General features: G+C 63.6%; 12 protein-coding genes. 5 read left to right on the top strand and 7 right to left on the bottom strand.

Annotation, left to right across the window (positions count from 1 at the left end):
* Positions 1-51 precede the first annotated feature (51 nt).
* The 7 genes from U4Z31_RS18160 to U4Z31_RS18190 all read right to left on the bottom strand — a co-directional run bounded on the left by U4Z31_RS18160 (position 52) and on the right by U4Z31_RS18190 (position 9,950).
* The gene (locus tag U4Z31_RS18160; RefSeq protein ID WP_044844671.1) at positions 52-1,596 is read right to left on the bottom strand and encodes a 2-isopropylmalate synthase; all 1,545 of its coding nucleotides are present in this window, start codon (positions 1,594-1,596) and stop codon (positions 52-54) included.
* 324 nt (positions 1,597-1,920) lie between these two features.
* Positions 1,921-2,793 (bottom strand): CDP-diacylglycerol--serine O-phosphatidyltransferase, encoded by an 873-nt coding sequence (pssA, locus tag U4Z31_RS18165; protein ID WP_044844672.1) that lies wholly within the window; start codon positions 2,791-2,793, stop codon positions 1,921-1,923.
* A 15-nt stretch (positions 2,794-2,808) separates the two neighbouring features.
* Positions 2,809-3,453 (bottom strand): phosphatidylserine decarboxylase, encoded by a 645-nt coding sequence (locus U4Z31_RS18170; protein ID WP_039370565.1) that lies wholly within the window; start codon positions 3,451-3,453, stop codon positions 2,809-2,811.
* 116 nt (positions 3,454-3,569) lie between these two features.
* Positions 3,570-5,282, bottom strand: a complete 1,713-nt coding sequence (gene ltrA / locus U4Z31_RS18175; RefSeq protein ID WP_321810990.1) for a group II intron reverse transcriptase/maturase — start codon at positions 5,280-5,282, stop codon at positions 3,570-3,572.
* Positions 5,283-6,461: 1,179 nt separating this feature from the next.
* Positions 6,462-7,478, bottom strand: a complete 1,017-nt coding sequence (gene ilvC / locus U4Z31_RS18180) for a ketol-acid reductoisomerase (protein WP_044844673.1) — start codon at positions 7,476-7,478, stop codon at positions 6,462-6,464.
* Positions 7,479-7,582: 104 nt separating this feature from the next.
* Entirely contained in the window at positions 7,583-8,074 is a 492-nt protein-coding gene (gene ilvN, locus U4Z31_RS18185; RefSeq protein WP_034207977.1) for an acetolactate synthase small subunit, read from the bottom strand.
* A gap of 112 nt (positions 8,075-8,186) precedes the next feature.
* Positions 8,187-9,950: an acetolactate synthase 3 catalytic subunit gene (locus U4Z31_RS18190; protein WP_321802123.1), complete on the bottom strand. Its 1,764-nt coding sequence runs from the start codon at positions 9,948-9,950 to the stop codon at positions 8,187-8,189.
* A gap of 352 nt (positions 9,951-10,302) precedes the next feature.
* On the opposite strand from U4Z31_RS18190, the gene U4Z31_RS18195 reads away from it, so the two are divergent.
* From U4Z31_RS18195 to U4Z31_RS18215, 5 genes are all read left to right on the top strand, one after another.
* Entirely contained in the window at positions 10,303-10,866 is a 564-nt protein-coding gene (locus tag U4Z31_RS18195; protein WP_040144687.1) for an RNA polymerase sigma factor, read from the top strand.
* On the top strand, positions 10,863-11,288 hold the full coding sequence (locus tag U4Z31_RS18200) for a DUF3619 family protein (protein WP_044844675.1): 426 nt from the start codon (positions 10,863-10,865) through the stop codon (positions 11,286-11,288). The genes U4Z31_RS18195 and U4Z31_RS18200 overlap by 4 nt, the downstream gene beginning before the upstream one ends.
* A gap of 30 nt (positions 11,289-11,318) precedes the next feature.
* Positions 11,319-12,080 (top strand): DUF3106 domain-containing protein, encoded by a 762-nt coding sequence (locus tag U4Z31_RS18205; protein WP_321810991.1) that lies wholly within the window; start codon positions 11,319-11,321, stop codon positions 12,078-12,080.
* Positions 12,081-12,086: 6 nt separating this feature from the next.
* Positions 12,087-12,599 (top strand): RDD family protein, encoded by a 513-nt coding sequence (locus U4Z31_RS18210; RefSeq protein WP_321810992.1) that lies wholly within the window; start codon positions 12,087-12,089, stop codon positions 12,597-12,599.
* A gap of 300 nt (positions 12,600-12,899) precedes the next feature.
* Complete coding sequence (locus U4Z31_RS18215) at positions 12,900-13,838, top strand: UDP-2,3-diacylglucosamine diphosphatase (protein WP_044844678.1); 939 nt, start codon at positions 12,900-12,902, stop codon at positions 13,836-13,838.
* The last annotated feature ends 15 nt before the right edge of the window (positions 13,839-13,853 follow it).

The following is a 13,853-nucleotide window of genomic DNA, read 5'->3' on the forward strand; positions in this document are numbered from 1 at the left end:
GCGAGGCCGCACGGGGCGTTTCGTGTGCTTCGGGCGCTCGACGCGCAGCGCTTACGCGCGCTGCGGGTTGACCTTGTCGTCCTTCGAATGCAGCTTGTTCAGCGCCGAGATGTACGCCTTCGCGGACGCGGCGACGATGTCCGGATCGGTGCCGACACCGTTGACGATCCGCCCGCTCTTCGACAGCCGGACCGTCACTTCGCCCTGCGCCTGCGTGCCGGTCGTGATCGCGTTCACCGAGTACAGCAGCAGTTCGGAACCGCTGCCGACTTCACCCTCGATCGCGTTGAACGTCGCGTCGACCGGCCCGTTGCCGCGTGCCTCGCCGGTCACTTCCTTGCCTTCGACCGCGAACACGATCTTCGCCTGCGGCTGCTCGCCCGTCTCCGAACGCTGCGACAGCGACACGAACTTGAAGTGCTCCTGCTCGTGCGCGAGCGCCGATTCTTCCGAGACGATCGCGATGATGTCTTCGTCGAAGATCTCGGCCTTGCGGTCGGCGAGGTCCTTGAAGCGCATGAACGCGGCGTTCAGTTCGGCTTCGCTGTCGAGCGACACGCCGAGTTCCTGCAGGCGCTGCTTGAACGCGTTGCGACCCGACAGCTTGCCGAGCACGATCTTGTTCGCGGTCCAGCCCACGTCTTCCGCGCGCATGATTTCGTAGGTGTCGCGCGCCTTCAGCACGCCGTCCTGGTGGATGCCCGACGCGTGCGCGAACGCGTTCGCGCCGACCACCGCCTTGTTCGGCTGCACGACGAAACCGGTGATCTGCGACACGAGCTTCGAGGTCGGCACGATCTGCGTCGTGTCGATGCCGACGTCGAGGCCGAAGTAGTCCTTGCGGGTCTTCACGGCCATCACGATTTCCTCGAGCGACGTGTTGCCCGCGCGCTCGCCGAGACCATTGATCGTGCACTCGACCTGGCGCGCGCCGCCGATCTTCACGCCGGCGAGCGAGTTCGCCACCGCCATCCCGAGATCGTTGTGGCAATGCACGGAGAAGATCGCCTTGTCCGAGTTCGGAATGCGTTCGCGCAGCGTCTTCACGAGGTTGCCGTAGAGTTCCGGCACGCCGTAGCCGACCGTGTCGGCGATGTTGATCGTCGTCGCCCCTTCGGCGATCACCGCTTCCAGCACCCGGCACAGGAAGTCGAGATCCGAACGGCTGCCGTCTTCCGGCGAGAATTCAACGTTGTCAGTGAACTTGCGCGCGAAGCGCACCGCGAGGCGCGCCTGCTCGAACACCTGGTCCGGCGTCATGCGCAGCTTCTTTTCCATGTGCAGCGGCGACGTCGCGATGAACGTGTGGATCCGCGAGCTGTTGGCCGGCTTCAGCGCGTCGGCCGCACGCTGGATGTCCTTGTCGTTGGCGCGCGCCAGCGAGCAGATCGTGCTGTCCTTCACGAGACCGGCGATCGTGTGGATCGCGTCGAAATCGCCGTTCGAGCTGGCCGCGAAACCGGCCTCGATCACGTCGACCTTCATCCGCTCGAGATGCTTCGCGATGCGGATTTTCTCTTCCTTCGTCATCGACGCGCCGGGCGATTGTTCACCGTCACGCAACGTCGTATCGAAAATGATCAGCTTGTCTGTCATGGGGGGCTCCAGGGCTCTTTATACGGGAATCGAACGTAATGAGATCGCGCCACCGCTGGCGACGCTCAACAACAGACGAGGCTTGACGGAGGGCGAGAACGGTCAGCGCGGCAGGCGCGCCAAAGCTAGCGCGCGTAGCGGCGCACCGGCTAGAAGGAGGGAGAGGCGGGGAAATGCAGTCATGCCGAAGACTATAGCGACATTCCGTCGGGTGCGCAATCGGACGGCACCCGGGATACCGGGCTCCGACGCACGAAAAAGGGGCAAATGAAAACGGCGGCCCGGAATCATCTCCGAGGCCGCCGTTTCCGGACAGGTTGCGCGTCAGTGGTCGCGTTGCGACGAGCGCGCGGGATTCGCCCGTCCGCGCACGGCCATGTAGGCCCAGAACACGTAGCCGGACAGTCCGTACAGCACGAACAGGCAGAACAGCATCAGCGGCGGATCGGACGACACGAGCACGAACGCGACGACGACCAGCAGGATCGCCGCGAACGGCACGCGGTGCCGCACGTCGAGCGCCTTGCCGCTGTAGAACGGTGCGTTCGACACCATCGTCACGCCCGCATAGATCGTCAGTGCGAACGCGACCCACGGCAGCCAGCCGAGCTTCATCGGCACTCGGTTGTCGGTCGCGAGCCAGACGAAGCCGGCGATCAGCGCGGCGGCGGCCGGGCTCGGCAGGCCCTGGAAGAAGCGCTTGTCGACGCTGCCGATGTTCGTGTTGAAGCGCGCGAGACGCAGCGCGGCGCCCGAGCAATAGACGAACGCGGCGAGCCAGCCCCAGCGGCCGAGATCCTTCAGCACCCACTCGTACATCACGAGCGCGGGGGCGACGCCGAACGACACCATGTCCGACAGGCTGTCGAACTGTTCGCCGAACGCGCTTTGCGTATGCGTCATCCGCGCGACGCGCCCGTCCATCCCGTCGAGCACCATCGCGACGAAGATCGCGATCGCGGCGATCTCGAAGCGCACGTTCATCGCCTGCACGACCGCGAAGAAGCCGCAGAACAGCGCGGCGGTCGTGAATGCGTTCGGCAGCAGATAGATGCCGCGCGTCTTCAGGAACCGCTGGCGCGCGGCGCGGCGGCTCTCGAGCGGCGCGGGATCGGGCGCCATTCCCTTGTTGCGGCGGAACGGACGTGGCGTCTGGCCGGAGCCGTTACGCGGCCGACGCGGTTTGAATGCGGCCATCGTGCGCCCCGCCGCTTACTGTTCGAGCTCGGCGAGGATCGTCGACGACGCGTAGACCTTCTCGCCGATCGACACCTTCGCGCGGCTGCCGAGCGGCAGATACACGTCGACGCGCGAACCGAAGCGGATGAAACCGTAGCGCTGGCCGCGCGACAGCGGCTCGCCGGCGCGCACGTAGCAGAGGATCCGGCGGGCGACGAGGCCGGCGATCTGCACGGCGGTGACGGTCTTGCCGCTCGCCGTCTGGATCACGACCGCATTGCGCTCGTTCTCGGTCGACGCCTTGTCGATCGCCGCGTTCAGGAACGCGCCCGGGAAGTACTCGACCTTGGAGATCGCGCCGTCGACGGGCGAACGCTGCGAGTGAACGTTGAAGACATTCATGAACACGCTGATCTTCAGCGCTTCGCGGTTCGCGTACGGATCTTGCGTGGTCTCGACCGCGACGATGCGGCCGTCGGCCGGGCACAGCACCGCATTCGGCTGCGCCGGGATCGGGCGCTGCGGATCGCGGAAGAACTGGACGACGAAGACGAGCAGCAGCCAGAACGGCCACGCGAAGCCGAAGCCCCCGACGGCGTGGATCAACAACGCGATGACGGCTGCAATCGCGATGAACGGCCAGCCTTCGCGCGCGATGATCGGATGAGGATAGTTCATGGGTTCGTTCGGTGTTCGGTGAATTGGTAGGGTAGCCCCCTCTCCTTGCGGAGAAGGGGCCCCCTAGGAACCGTACGTGCGAGTTTCCCCGCATACGGCTCGAGCCTACATGTAGATCAAAGTCCGACCTGGGGTCGGACCGGCTTAGTTACCGCAATTTTACCGGCGTGCACCTGCCGGTGACAGTCGGGGTGAAGCAAAACCCGGTTGGACAGAGCATCGGTGCCGCCATTCATCCGGTATTCCAGATGATGGTCATGCCATCCCGTCTCGTCCGACAGGGCACAGCCGCAGTGCGCACACAACCCGCCCTGCGACATGTACAGGCTCGCCCATTGTTTTCGGTAGCGCATGGTGTCTCCCATCCGCCCCTGCCGCAACAGCTCGCCGTACTGCTCCCACTCCGGATCAAAGGGGTTGTAGCCGCCCTTGATCTTCTTGTGCCGTTTGATTTCCGTACCACTGAGGTGGTACAGCTCATTCAGCCCCTGACTACCGTCTTCGCGAACCGCTCGGACAGCGAATACCCAGTGTCGAGTTCCAACCGTGTGGAAATATTTCTTTCTCACCCAGTCAGCCCTCTTCTTCGGGTGCCGCCTCCTCGCCCACCGCCAGAGCCTCTGAAAGACCAAAGACTCCATGCGGCTGTACGCCTGCTTTGCCACCACGGGGCGGTGATACTGCGCCCACCCTCGTAGCATCGGACTCAGCAATCGAATCAAGTCCGACTGCTTTGCCGCCTTGTTGCCGCCGATCGTTTCCGCAACCTTGCGATAGAACGTCTGCACGTTCTTCTTGCTCGGTTTGATGAGTAGCGTTCCCGAGTACTTCCGGAAATTCCACCCAAGGAAATCGAAGCCTTCGTCAATGTGCACGATGCGCGTCTTCTCCTCGGAAAGTTGCAGTCCTCGCTGCGCAAGGAATGCTTCAACCCAAGGCTTGACCTCGCTCGCCAGTATCTCTTGCGAGTCACCGGTGATCACGAAGTCGTCTGCGTATCGCACCGCATTTACTTTCAACTTCTTGGTTTTCGCGATCCCGAATCTCGCACGCAAGTGCTCGATCAATTCACGCTCCAACCCGTTCAGCGTCACGTTGGCCAGCGTCGGGGAAATGATGCCTCCCTGTGGCGTACCGGCCTCGGTTGCCTGTAGCTGCCCCTTGTAAATCAGGCCAGCCTTCAACCACTTGCGGAGGATCTCCTTGTCCATCGGGACATGGTTCACCAGCCAGTCATGGTTGATGTAGTCGAAGCAGCCTTTGATGTCCGCCTCCAAGACCCATTGGGCCGAAGCCTTCTGAGACAGCGAGACAAACAACTGCGACATAGCGTCGGCCGTTGAGCGATTGGCCCGAAACCCATATGAGTTCGGGTCGCTCGTCGACTCCGACACCGGCTCCAAAGCCAGCAAGTACAGGGCTTGCATCGCCCTGTCCCGCATGGTCGGTATGCCCAGAGGGCGTAACTTCCCATTGGCCTTGGGGATAAAGACTCTCCGTAATGGCAGAGGCTTGTATCCGCGCCGCTTCAACTTGCCGACAGCTTCCCATCGGCTCTCAGGCGTGTCCCACAGTTCGCGATCGACTCCAGCCGTTCGCGCACCTTGGTTTTGCGTAACACGTCGTACCGCGTACAACTTTGCGGACAACGTGCGGGTCAGCATCCGTTGCAGGGCTTTCACCCTGCGCCAGTCACCTTCCCGCGTTGCCTTCGCAATTCGAATCTGCATCCCTCTCACGTTCCGTTCCACGCGACGCCAATCGACGTCGTGCCAGTGGTCCAGCGCGTGGGAGAGCGCAGACCCACCCTCACGGGCAGATACTTTCATGCTGCTCTCCTGCTCAAAGAAGTGAATCCCTTCGCGGAAAGCAACACGCCCCTTGCGGGAGCGTTTTGCTCCCACAAGGGAAAAGAACAACACTGATGGCTAAGAAGCCACCAGCAATCACAATTTCAGCTTGAGGGTTAGTCAGCCGTCTTGCGACGGTAGACCAGACGGAAGTCTGCCCGCTTTCGCGTGAGGTGATGTCTCAACCTCTATCCGGACCATTACCGCCCGGCGTTCGCTTTCTCCGTCCTCCCATACCCGCACTGCCAACAGCGTTCCTCACGGTTCGCCTGCCAACGCTCACGCGTTGGCAGCAATACGGGCTTACCACGTTCCCGGCATGTCACACGACCGATTTAGGTTCTGCCTCTCCCCCGGCGGTCCAGCGACGACGTAACCCGAGCTTTGAACGGGTTATCCGACCGCACACCTTTTGGTTCATGCCTGACAGCAGCTTAGGCACTTCCACTACTTACGAGGTTTATCAGCAGTTCACTTACGTTAACCATGTCGGTCAGCCTAGCTCCTTGACCCCATCGCTGCTGGGAGTCTCCACGCACGTGTCTCGCGACTCATGCATGCCCGAAACTTCCGGAGGCTACATTGTCAGAAGAGCTTCACACCCCACCGTTACCAGTGGCGCATGTCTTCCTAGGCTACTGCTGGTCGTACAGCAGGTTCCCTTCACTCACCTTTGCTGCTGGTGAGGCCGAACAATGACACACCGAGCTATCGCTCGTATCGCGTAACGAATCCGTAGCCCGAGGGCGCGGGATTTGCATACTCCAATCCGCTTGGTCAGCGGAGATGAAGCCGCTGACTGGGCGGAACCTGACGGTAATCAGGTCAATGCAATGCGAAGTCCGGCGTAGTTCAGCACACCGGACGTCGCCTATGGCGATACCCGGCATACCCATACCGGGTTCGTCTCGTTACCAGAAGTGCAAAGACTGCCGGGCTTCATGAGGCCCACATTGCACTTTTCGCGGCTGGTAAGGCTCGTACTGACGCCTCCTTAACACCGCTAGTCGATGTCCCTTACGTTGGGACTGCCCGGACACGAGCGTGCGTGTCGCACCAAAGCCCGTAGGATAGCAAAAGCCGCCCGGGGCACTGCTGCCTTCGGACGGCTTTTTGAAACCGACCCTCCACTCGAAGGGCCGGAGCAGCACGCGGTGCTTAGTTCTTCGTCTGGTCGACGAGCTTGTTCTTCGCGATCCACGGCATCATCGCGCGCAGCTTCGCACCGACCTGCTCGATCTGGTGCTCGGCCGTCAGGCGGCGGCGCGACTGCAGCGTCGGGGCGCCTGCCTTGTTCTCGAGAATGAAGCTCTTGGCGTACTCGCCCGTCTGGATGTCGGTCAGGCACTGCTTCATCGCCTTCTTCGTCTCTTCCGTGACGACGCGCGGGCCCGTCACGTACTCGCCGTACTCGGCGTTGTTCGAGATCGAGTAGTTCATGTTCGCGATGCCGCCTTCGTAGATCAGGTCGACGATCAGCTTCAGTTCGTGCAGGCACTCGAAGTACGCCATTTCCGGCGCGTAGCCGGCTTCGACCAGCGTCTCGAAACCTGCCTTGATCAGCTCGACGGTACCGCCGCACAGCACGGCCTGCTCGCCGAACAGGTCGGTTTCGGTCTCTTCACGGAAGTTCGTCTCGATGATGCCGGCACGGCCGCCGCCGTTCGCTGCCGCGTACGACAGCGCGATGTCGCGTGCCGCGCCCGACTTGTTCTGCGCAACCGCGATCAGGTGCGGCACGCCGCCACCTTGCGAGTACGTGCCGCGCACGGTGTGGCCCGGGGCCTTCGGCGCGATCATGATCACGTCGAGGTCGGCGCGCGGGATCACCTGGCCGTAGTGGACGTTGAAGCCGTGCGCGAATGCCAGTGCGGCGCCCTGCTTGATGTTCGCGTGCACTTCCTTCGCGTACACGTCGGCGATCTGCTCGTCCGGCAGCAGCATCATGACGACGTCCGCGCCCTTCACCGCTTCCGCGACTTCCTTGACCGCGAGGCCTGCGTTTTCAGCCTTGCTCCACGACGCGCCGTCCTTGCGAAGGCCGACCGTCACGTTCACGCCGCTGTCCTTCAGGTTCAGTGCGTGTGCATGGCCTTGCGAGCCGTAGCCGATGATCGTGACTTGCTTGCCCTTGATGAGGGAGAGGTCAGCGTCTTTGTCGTAGAAAACGTTCATGATGGTTCCTTCGCTAATTCAAAAATTCAACAATTCGTTCAGATGGAGTACTGCGGGCCGGGACATGACGGCGCACCCGGCGTGCCTCTTTGGCAATTTCTGCATCACACCTTCAGGATGCGCTCGCCGCGTCCGATGCCGGAGCTGCCGGTACGCACGGTCTCTAGGATCGCGGTGGCGTCCAGCCCCTGGATGAATGCGTCGAGCTTGTCGCTCGCGCCCGTCAATTCGATCGTGTAGGTCTTTTCGGTCACGTCGATGATGCGGCCGCGGAAAATGTCCGACATCCGCTTCATTTCTTCGCGCTCCTTGCCCACTGCACGTACCTTGATCAGCATCAGCTCGCGTTCGATGTGTGCACCGTCGGTCAGGTCCACCACTTTCACCACCTCGATCAGGCGGTTCAGATGCTTCGTGATCTGTTCGATCACGTCGTCGGAGCCAATGGAAACGATGGTGAGCCGCGACAGCGATTGGTCTTCGGTCGGCGCCACCGTCAAGGTTTCGATGTTGTAGCCGCGTGCGGAAAACAGACCGACCACGCGCGACAGCGCGCCCGGTTCGTTTTCCAGCAGGACGGAAATGATGTGTCTCATGTTCGCTTCTTCCAGAATGTGTCCGTGTCGATTCACTCGCGCCGCGCGCCGCCCGGTGCCGCACCGCCCTTCGTGAAGGCGGCCGCTCCCGGCCTGGACGCGCGTCGCGCCGTTACAGATCTTCCGATCCGAGCAGCATCTCGGTGATGCCCTTGCCGGCCTGTACCATCGGCCAGACGTTTTCGGTCGGATCGGTCTGGAAGTCGAGAAACACGGTGCGGTCCTTCAGGCGCAGCGCTTCCTTCAGCGCCGGCTCCACATCCGAGGTCTTTTCGATCCGCATGCCGACATGGCCGTACGCTTCGGCGAGCTTCACGAAGTCGGGCAGCGCATCCATGTACGAATGCGAATAGCGCTTGCTGTATTCGATCTGCTGCCACTGGCGGACCATGCCGAGATAGCGGTTGTTCAGCGAAATGATCTTCACGGGCGTGTCGTACTGCAGGCAGGTCGACAGTTCCTGGATGCACATCTGGATCGAGCCTTCGCCCGTGATGCACAGCACGTCGTCGTCCGGGTGCGCCATCTTGACGCCCATCGCTGCCGGCAGGCCGAAGCCCATCGTGCCGAGGCCGCCGGAGTTGATCCAGCGACGCGGCTTGTTGAAACGGTAGAACTGCGCAGCCCACATCTGGTGCTGGCCGACGTCCGAGCACACGAACGCGTTGCCGTCCGTCAGCTCCCACGCCTTCTCGACCACGTACTGCGGCTTGATGATCTCGCTGTCGCGGTCGAACTTCAGGCAGTCTTTCGCGCGCCAGCTTTCGATGTCCTTCCACCATTGCGCGAGCGCTTCGGTGTCGGGGCCATGCTCGGCCGTCTGCAACTGCTCGATCAGCTCCTTCAGCACTTCCTTCACGTCGCCGACGATCGGGATGTCGACCTTCACGCGCTTCGAGATCGACGACGGGTCGATGTCGATGTGAATGATCTTGCGCGGACGCGATGCGAAGTGCGCCGGGTCGCCGATCACGCGGTCGTCGAAGCGCGCGCCGATCGCGATCAGCACGTCACAGTGCTGCATCGCCATGTTCGCTTCGTAGGTGCCGTGCATGCCGAGCATGCCGAGGAATTTCTTGTCCGACGCGCGATAGCCGCCGAGGCCCATCAGCGTGTTCGTGACCGGGTAGCCGAGCAGGTCGGCGAACTGGTTCAGTTCGCGTGCCGCATCGGCGAGGATGATGCCGCCGCCCGTGTAGATATAGGGACGCTTCGCCGACAGCAGCAGCGACACGGCCTTGCGGATCTGGCCCGAATGGCCCTTCGTAACGGGGTTGTACGAGCGCAGCGACACGCTCTTGACCGGCTCGTACTGGCACGGCGTCTTCGAGATGTCCTTCGGGATGTCGATCAGCACCGGGCCCGGACGGCCGGTGCGGGCGATGTAGAACGCCTTCTTGACGGTTTCCGCGAGGTCGCGCACGTCCTTCACGAGGAAGTTGTGCTTCACGCACGGACGCGTGATGCCGACCGTATCGCATTCCTGGAACGCGTCCTGGCCGATCGCGGCAGTCGGCACCTGGCCGCTGATCACGACCATCGGGATCGAATCCATGTAGGCCGTCGCGATGCCGGTCACCGCATTGGTGACACCGGGGCCGGACGTCACGAGACAGACGCCGACATTGCCGGTGGAACGCGCATACGCATCGGCTGCGTGCACGGCCGCCTGTTCGTGGCGCACCAGCACGTGCTGAATCTTGTCCTGCTTGTAAAGCTCGTCGTAGATGTAGAGTACCGAGCCGCCGGGGTAGCCCCAGATGAATTCGACGTTTTCGTCGGCCAGTGCCTTCATGAGCACGGTGGCGCCGATGGAGTCGCTATCGGGAGGGGAAAGGGGTTCCGACGTGGAGAATTCCGCGCTGGGCATGTTCATTTTGACCTTTCGAATTTTCGGCAAAAAATTGATCGGGTGCTCTCTGCCGGGCTTGTGGCTCGGGTTCAAGCGGCGCGTCCAGTTTGAAGGGCGGGCTTCTTGGGCCAGCCTCAAATGAGACCATCACTTCATGTTGCGAATCGCTGACGATAGCGGGTCATGATTGGGTCGTCAAGCAAAATATCCCGCAGCGCATCATGGGCCCCGCCCGGCGGGCCGCGGACGCGGCTCGCAAGCAACGGGGCGAGCCGCAACCGGTGCCAAGTCGCGCGAAAATTTGTTAGCATCCGCGGGTTTTACGAAATTTTTCGACCTTTCACACGCCGCAGTCCGCAGCGCATACCTTTACGGAATGGCATCAGACAAGGAACTCGCCGACTTTCTGGCGGGCGTCGAAAGGCGCGCGTTCAAGCAGGCTGCGTACGCCGTGCGTGACGACGATGCGTCGCTCGACATCGTGCAGGACGCGATGATCAAGCTGGCGGAGAAATACGGCGACCGGCCGGCGGCCGAACTGCCGCTGCTGTTCCAGCGGATCCTGCAGAACGCGATCCACGACTGGTTCCGCCGGCAGAAGGTCCGCAACACCTGGGTCACGCTGTTCTCGTCGCTCAACAATACGGACGACGAGGACTTCGATCCGCTGGAAACGCTCGAGTCCGCGGACGACAATGCAGGTGTCGAGAGCACCGAGCACCGCCTCGAGCGGGAGCAGGTTCTGGCCCTGATCGACGAAGAAATCCAGAAACTTCCGACGCGTCAACGGGAAGCGTTCCTGATGCGTTATTGGGAAGATATGGATGTCGCCGAGACTGCCGCCGCAATGGGGTGCTCCGAAGGCAGCGTCAAGACGCACTGCTCGCGAGCCACCCATGCCCTGGCGCAAGCGCTCAAGGCCAAAGGAATCACGCTATGAGCTCCGCTCCCGTAAATCGAGAACACGAATTCGCGCTGAAGGTCCGCCGCGCACTGGACGAACGTGCCGCGGCGCTGCCTGCCGCGACCACCGATCGTCTGGCCGTCGCGCGCCGGGCCGCGCTCGCGCGCAAGAAGCCGGAAGCCGCCACCGCGCCGGTGTTCGTGCCCGCCTTCGCCGGTGCCGCCGCCGCATACGGCACGCCGCCCGCGAGCCGTCCGCAGACGTCGTTCGCGCGCCGCCTGCTGCGCGCGTGGCCGCTCGCGCTGCTGCTCGCGGGGCTCGTCGGCATCGCGTACTGGGAAGACATGCAGCGCACCGCCGAACTCGCCGACATCGACGCGGCGATGCTCAGCGACGACCTGCCGCTCAACGCGTATCTCGATCACGGGTTCAACGCGTATCTTTCGCACACACGCTAACAAACAGACAATAACGAGGGGATCGCACGGGTGAGTCAGAAACGCGGCCTGGCCGTATTTTTCGGATGCGTGATCGCGATCGCCATTTCCTACGTCGCCACCTATTCCCGATTCAACCCGCCCCCCGCGACGGTCTCCGCCGCGGCCAGCAGCGCGCCCGCGCCGACCTCGGCCGCAGCCGGCCTGACCACCGAACTCGCCCCGCTGCCCCTGCCGCTGCCGGCCGCCAACGGCCCGCTCTCGTGGGCGCGCCTGACGCCCGCGCAACGCGAGGCACTCGCGCCATTCGCCGATCAGTGGGATGGCTTCAGCGATGCGCGCAAGCGCAAATGGCTGAAGATCGCGTCCCGTTTCGCGAAATTGACGCCCGATGAGCAGAAGCACCTGCAGGACAGGATGTCCGAGTGGGCGCGGATGACGCCCGAGCAGCGCCGCGTCGCGCGCGAGAATTACCAGAGCGCGAAGGAGCTTTCCGCGCAGGCGCGCGAGCGCGCATGGAAGGCCTACCAGCAACTGCCCGAAGAACAGAAGCAGCGCCTCGCCGCGACCGAGCGCCGGCGCCGGCCGAGCGTCGTCAGCGCGCCGCCGACCGTCGCCGACCGCGACGTGCGCCGCCTCGTCAATTCGCACGAACATCCGGCGAGCAACCCTGTTGCGGCACCGGCGCCCGCATCGGTCGGCGCCGGCGCGCCGCCGGTGACCGCATCGGCCACGTCCGGCACCGCCCCCGCACCCGCGACCGTCACGCCCGTGTCGCCGGCCGACGCGCCGTCGATGTTCAAGGGTTCCTGACCCGCCGTGGCAAGCGCCCCCGCACCCGAGGCCCCGGCCGTCGCCGCCGCGCCGTCCGTGCGGCGGCGCCTCGCGGCGATGCTGTACGAAGCCGTGCTGCTGTTCGGCGTCGTATTCTTCGCCGCCCTCGCCTTCAGCCTCGCGACGCAGCAGCGCAACGGCCTCGTCCATCACAACCTGCTCGCCGCGTGGATCGCACTCGTCGTCGGCGCGTACTTCGTCTGGTTCTGGACCCATGGCGGCCAGACGCTGCCGATGAAGACCTGGCGGCTGCGGCTCGAATCGTCGAGCGGCCGGCCGCTGAACGCCGGCCACGCGCTCGTCCGCTACGCGCTCGGCTGGCTGTGGTTCCTGCCGCCGCTCGCACTGCATCCGCTCCTCGGCCTGTCGGTGCCCGTCACGCTCGCGCTCGCCGCCGCATGGATCGTCGTATGGGCCGGCGCCGCCCGCCTGCATACCGATCGCCAGTTTCCGCACGACCGCATCGCCCGCACACGCATCGTCGCGATTCCGCGCTGACCCGCGCGGTTCGCGTGATCGCGGGACGGCTCCGTGCATCCGTGCATCCGTGCATCCGTGCATCCGTGCATTCGTGCATTCGTGCATTCATCAGATAAAACCCCTCGAAACCGCCCACACGCCCGCCCCGCGCGGCTTGCACGGTAACCGCAGGCCGGTCGGTTCGGCAGATTACGCAACACCGCCACATTCACTGCTAAACACGCCGCGACGACAGTAATAAGAACGTCTCGTGACTGTCACGGCATGGTCACGCCCGCATGGCGCAATGCCGGTAATGTCAACCGGCGCGAGTCATGCATGGGCCAGAAAACGTCCGCGACCTCCCTGTTCCGTCAACCGCTCGGCGCCCGCGCCGTCACCGCCTTCCTGTCCGGCTCGGCCGCAACCGATGCCCTTTCGCCGCACGAACCGGCGGCCGCACACGTCACGCAGCGCGACGACCCCGAGCCGTCCACGCATCGCTACCGCACGATCTGGCTGTCCGACATCCATCTCGGCTCGAGCGGCTGCCAGGCGCCGTACCTGCTCGATTTCCTGCGCCACAACGATTCGGAATACCTGTACCTCGTCGGCGACATCATCGACGGCTGGCAGCTGAAGAAGGGCTGGTACTGGCCGCAGGCGCACAACGACGTCGTGCAGAAGGTGCTGCGCAAGGCGCGCAAGGGCACGCAGGTCGTCTACATCCCGGGCAACCACGACGAAGGCGCGCGGCAGTTCTGCGACCTCGCGTTCGGCGACATCCAGGTGCGCGGCGAGGCGTTCCACACGACGCTCGCCGGCAAACGTTTGTGGATCGTGCACGGCGACCTGTTCGACGGCGTGATCCAGCACGCGAAATGGCTCGCGTATCTCGGCGACACGCTCTACACGCTGATCCTCGTGCTGAACCGCTGGTTCAACCGGATCCGCAGCCGGCTGGGCTTCCAGTACTGGTCGCTGTCGCAGTACCTGAAGCATCAGGTGAAGAACGCGGTGAACTTCATCTCGCAGTTCGAGACGGTGATGACCGACGAGGCGCGCCGCCGCGGCTGCGACGGCGTCGTGTGCGGGCACATCCACAAGGCGGAGATCCGCGACATCGACGGCGTGCTGTACTGCAACGACGGCGACTGGGTCGAGAGCCTGTCCGCGCTCGTCGAGACGATGGAAGGCGAACTGAAGGTCGTCTACTGGACGGCGATGCGCACCGCGCCGTCCGCTGCCCCGTCGCGCAAGGCCAAGGCCACTGCCTGACACAACTCCACTTAC

This window comes from Burkholderia sp. BCC1985 (genome assembly GCF_905339915.1).
Lineage (GTDB): Bacteria > Pseudomonadota > Gammaproteobacteria > Burkholderiales > Burkholderiaceae > Burkholderia.

Coding starts and splice junctions, on each gene's coding strand:
- U4Z31_RS18160 (WP_044844671.1), bottom strand. CDS start 1,596: ATGACAGACAAGCTGATCATTTTCGATACGACGTTGCGTGACGGTGAA.
- U4Z31_RS18195 (WP_040144687.1), top strand. CDS start 10,303: ATGGCATCAGACAAGGAACTCGCCGACTTTCTGGCGGGCGTCGAAAGG.
- ilvN (WP_034207977.1), bottom strand. CDS start 8,074: ATGAGACACATCATTTCCGTCCTGCTGGAAAACGAACCGGGCGCGCTG.
- U4Z31_RS18190 (WP_321802123.1), bottom strand. CDS start 9,950: ATGAACATGCCCAGCGCGGAATTCTCCACGTCGGAACCCCTTTCCCCT.
- pssA (WP_044844672.1), bottom strand. CDS start 2,793: ATGGCCGCATTCAAACCGCGTCGGCCGCGTAACGGCTCCGGCCAGACG.
- U4Z31_RS18215 (WP_044844678.1), top strand. CDS start 12,900: ATGGGCCAGAAAACGTCCGCGACCTCCCTGTTCCGTCAACCGCTCGGC.
- ltrA (WP_321810990.1), bottom strand. CDS start 5,282: ATGAAAGTATCTGCCCGTGAGGGTGGGTCTGCGCTCTCCCACGCGCTG.
- U4Z31_RS18200 (WP_044844675.1), top strand. CDS start 10,863: ATGAGCTCCGCTCCCGTAAATCGAGAACACGAATTCGCGCTGAAGGTC.
- ilvC (WP_044844673.1), bottom strand. CDS start 7,478: ATGAACGTTTTCTACGACAAAGACGCTGACCTCTCCCTCATCAAGGGC.
- U4Z31_RS18170 (WP_039370565.1), bottom strand. CDS start 3,453: ATGAACTATCCTCATCCGATCATCGCGCGCGAAGGCTGGCCGTTCATC.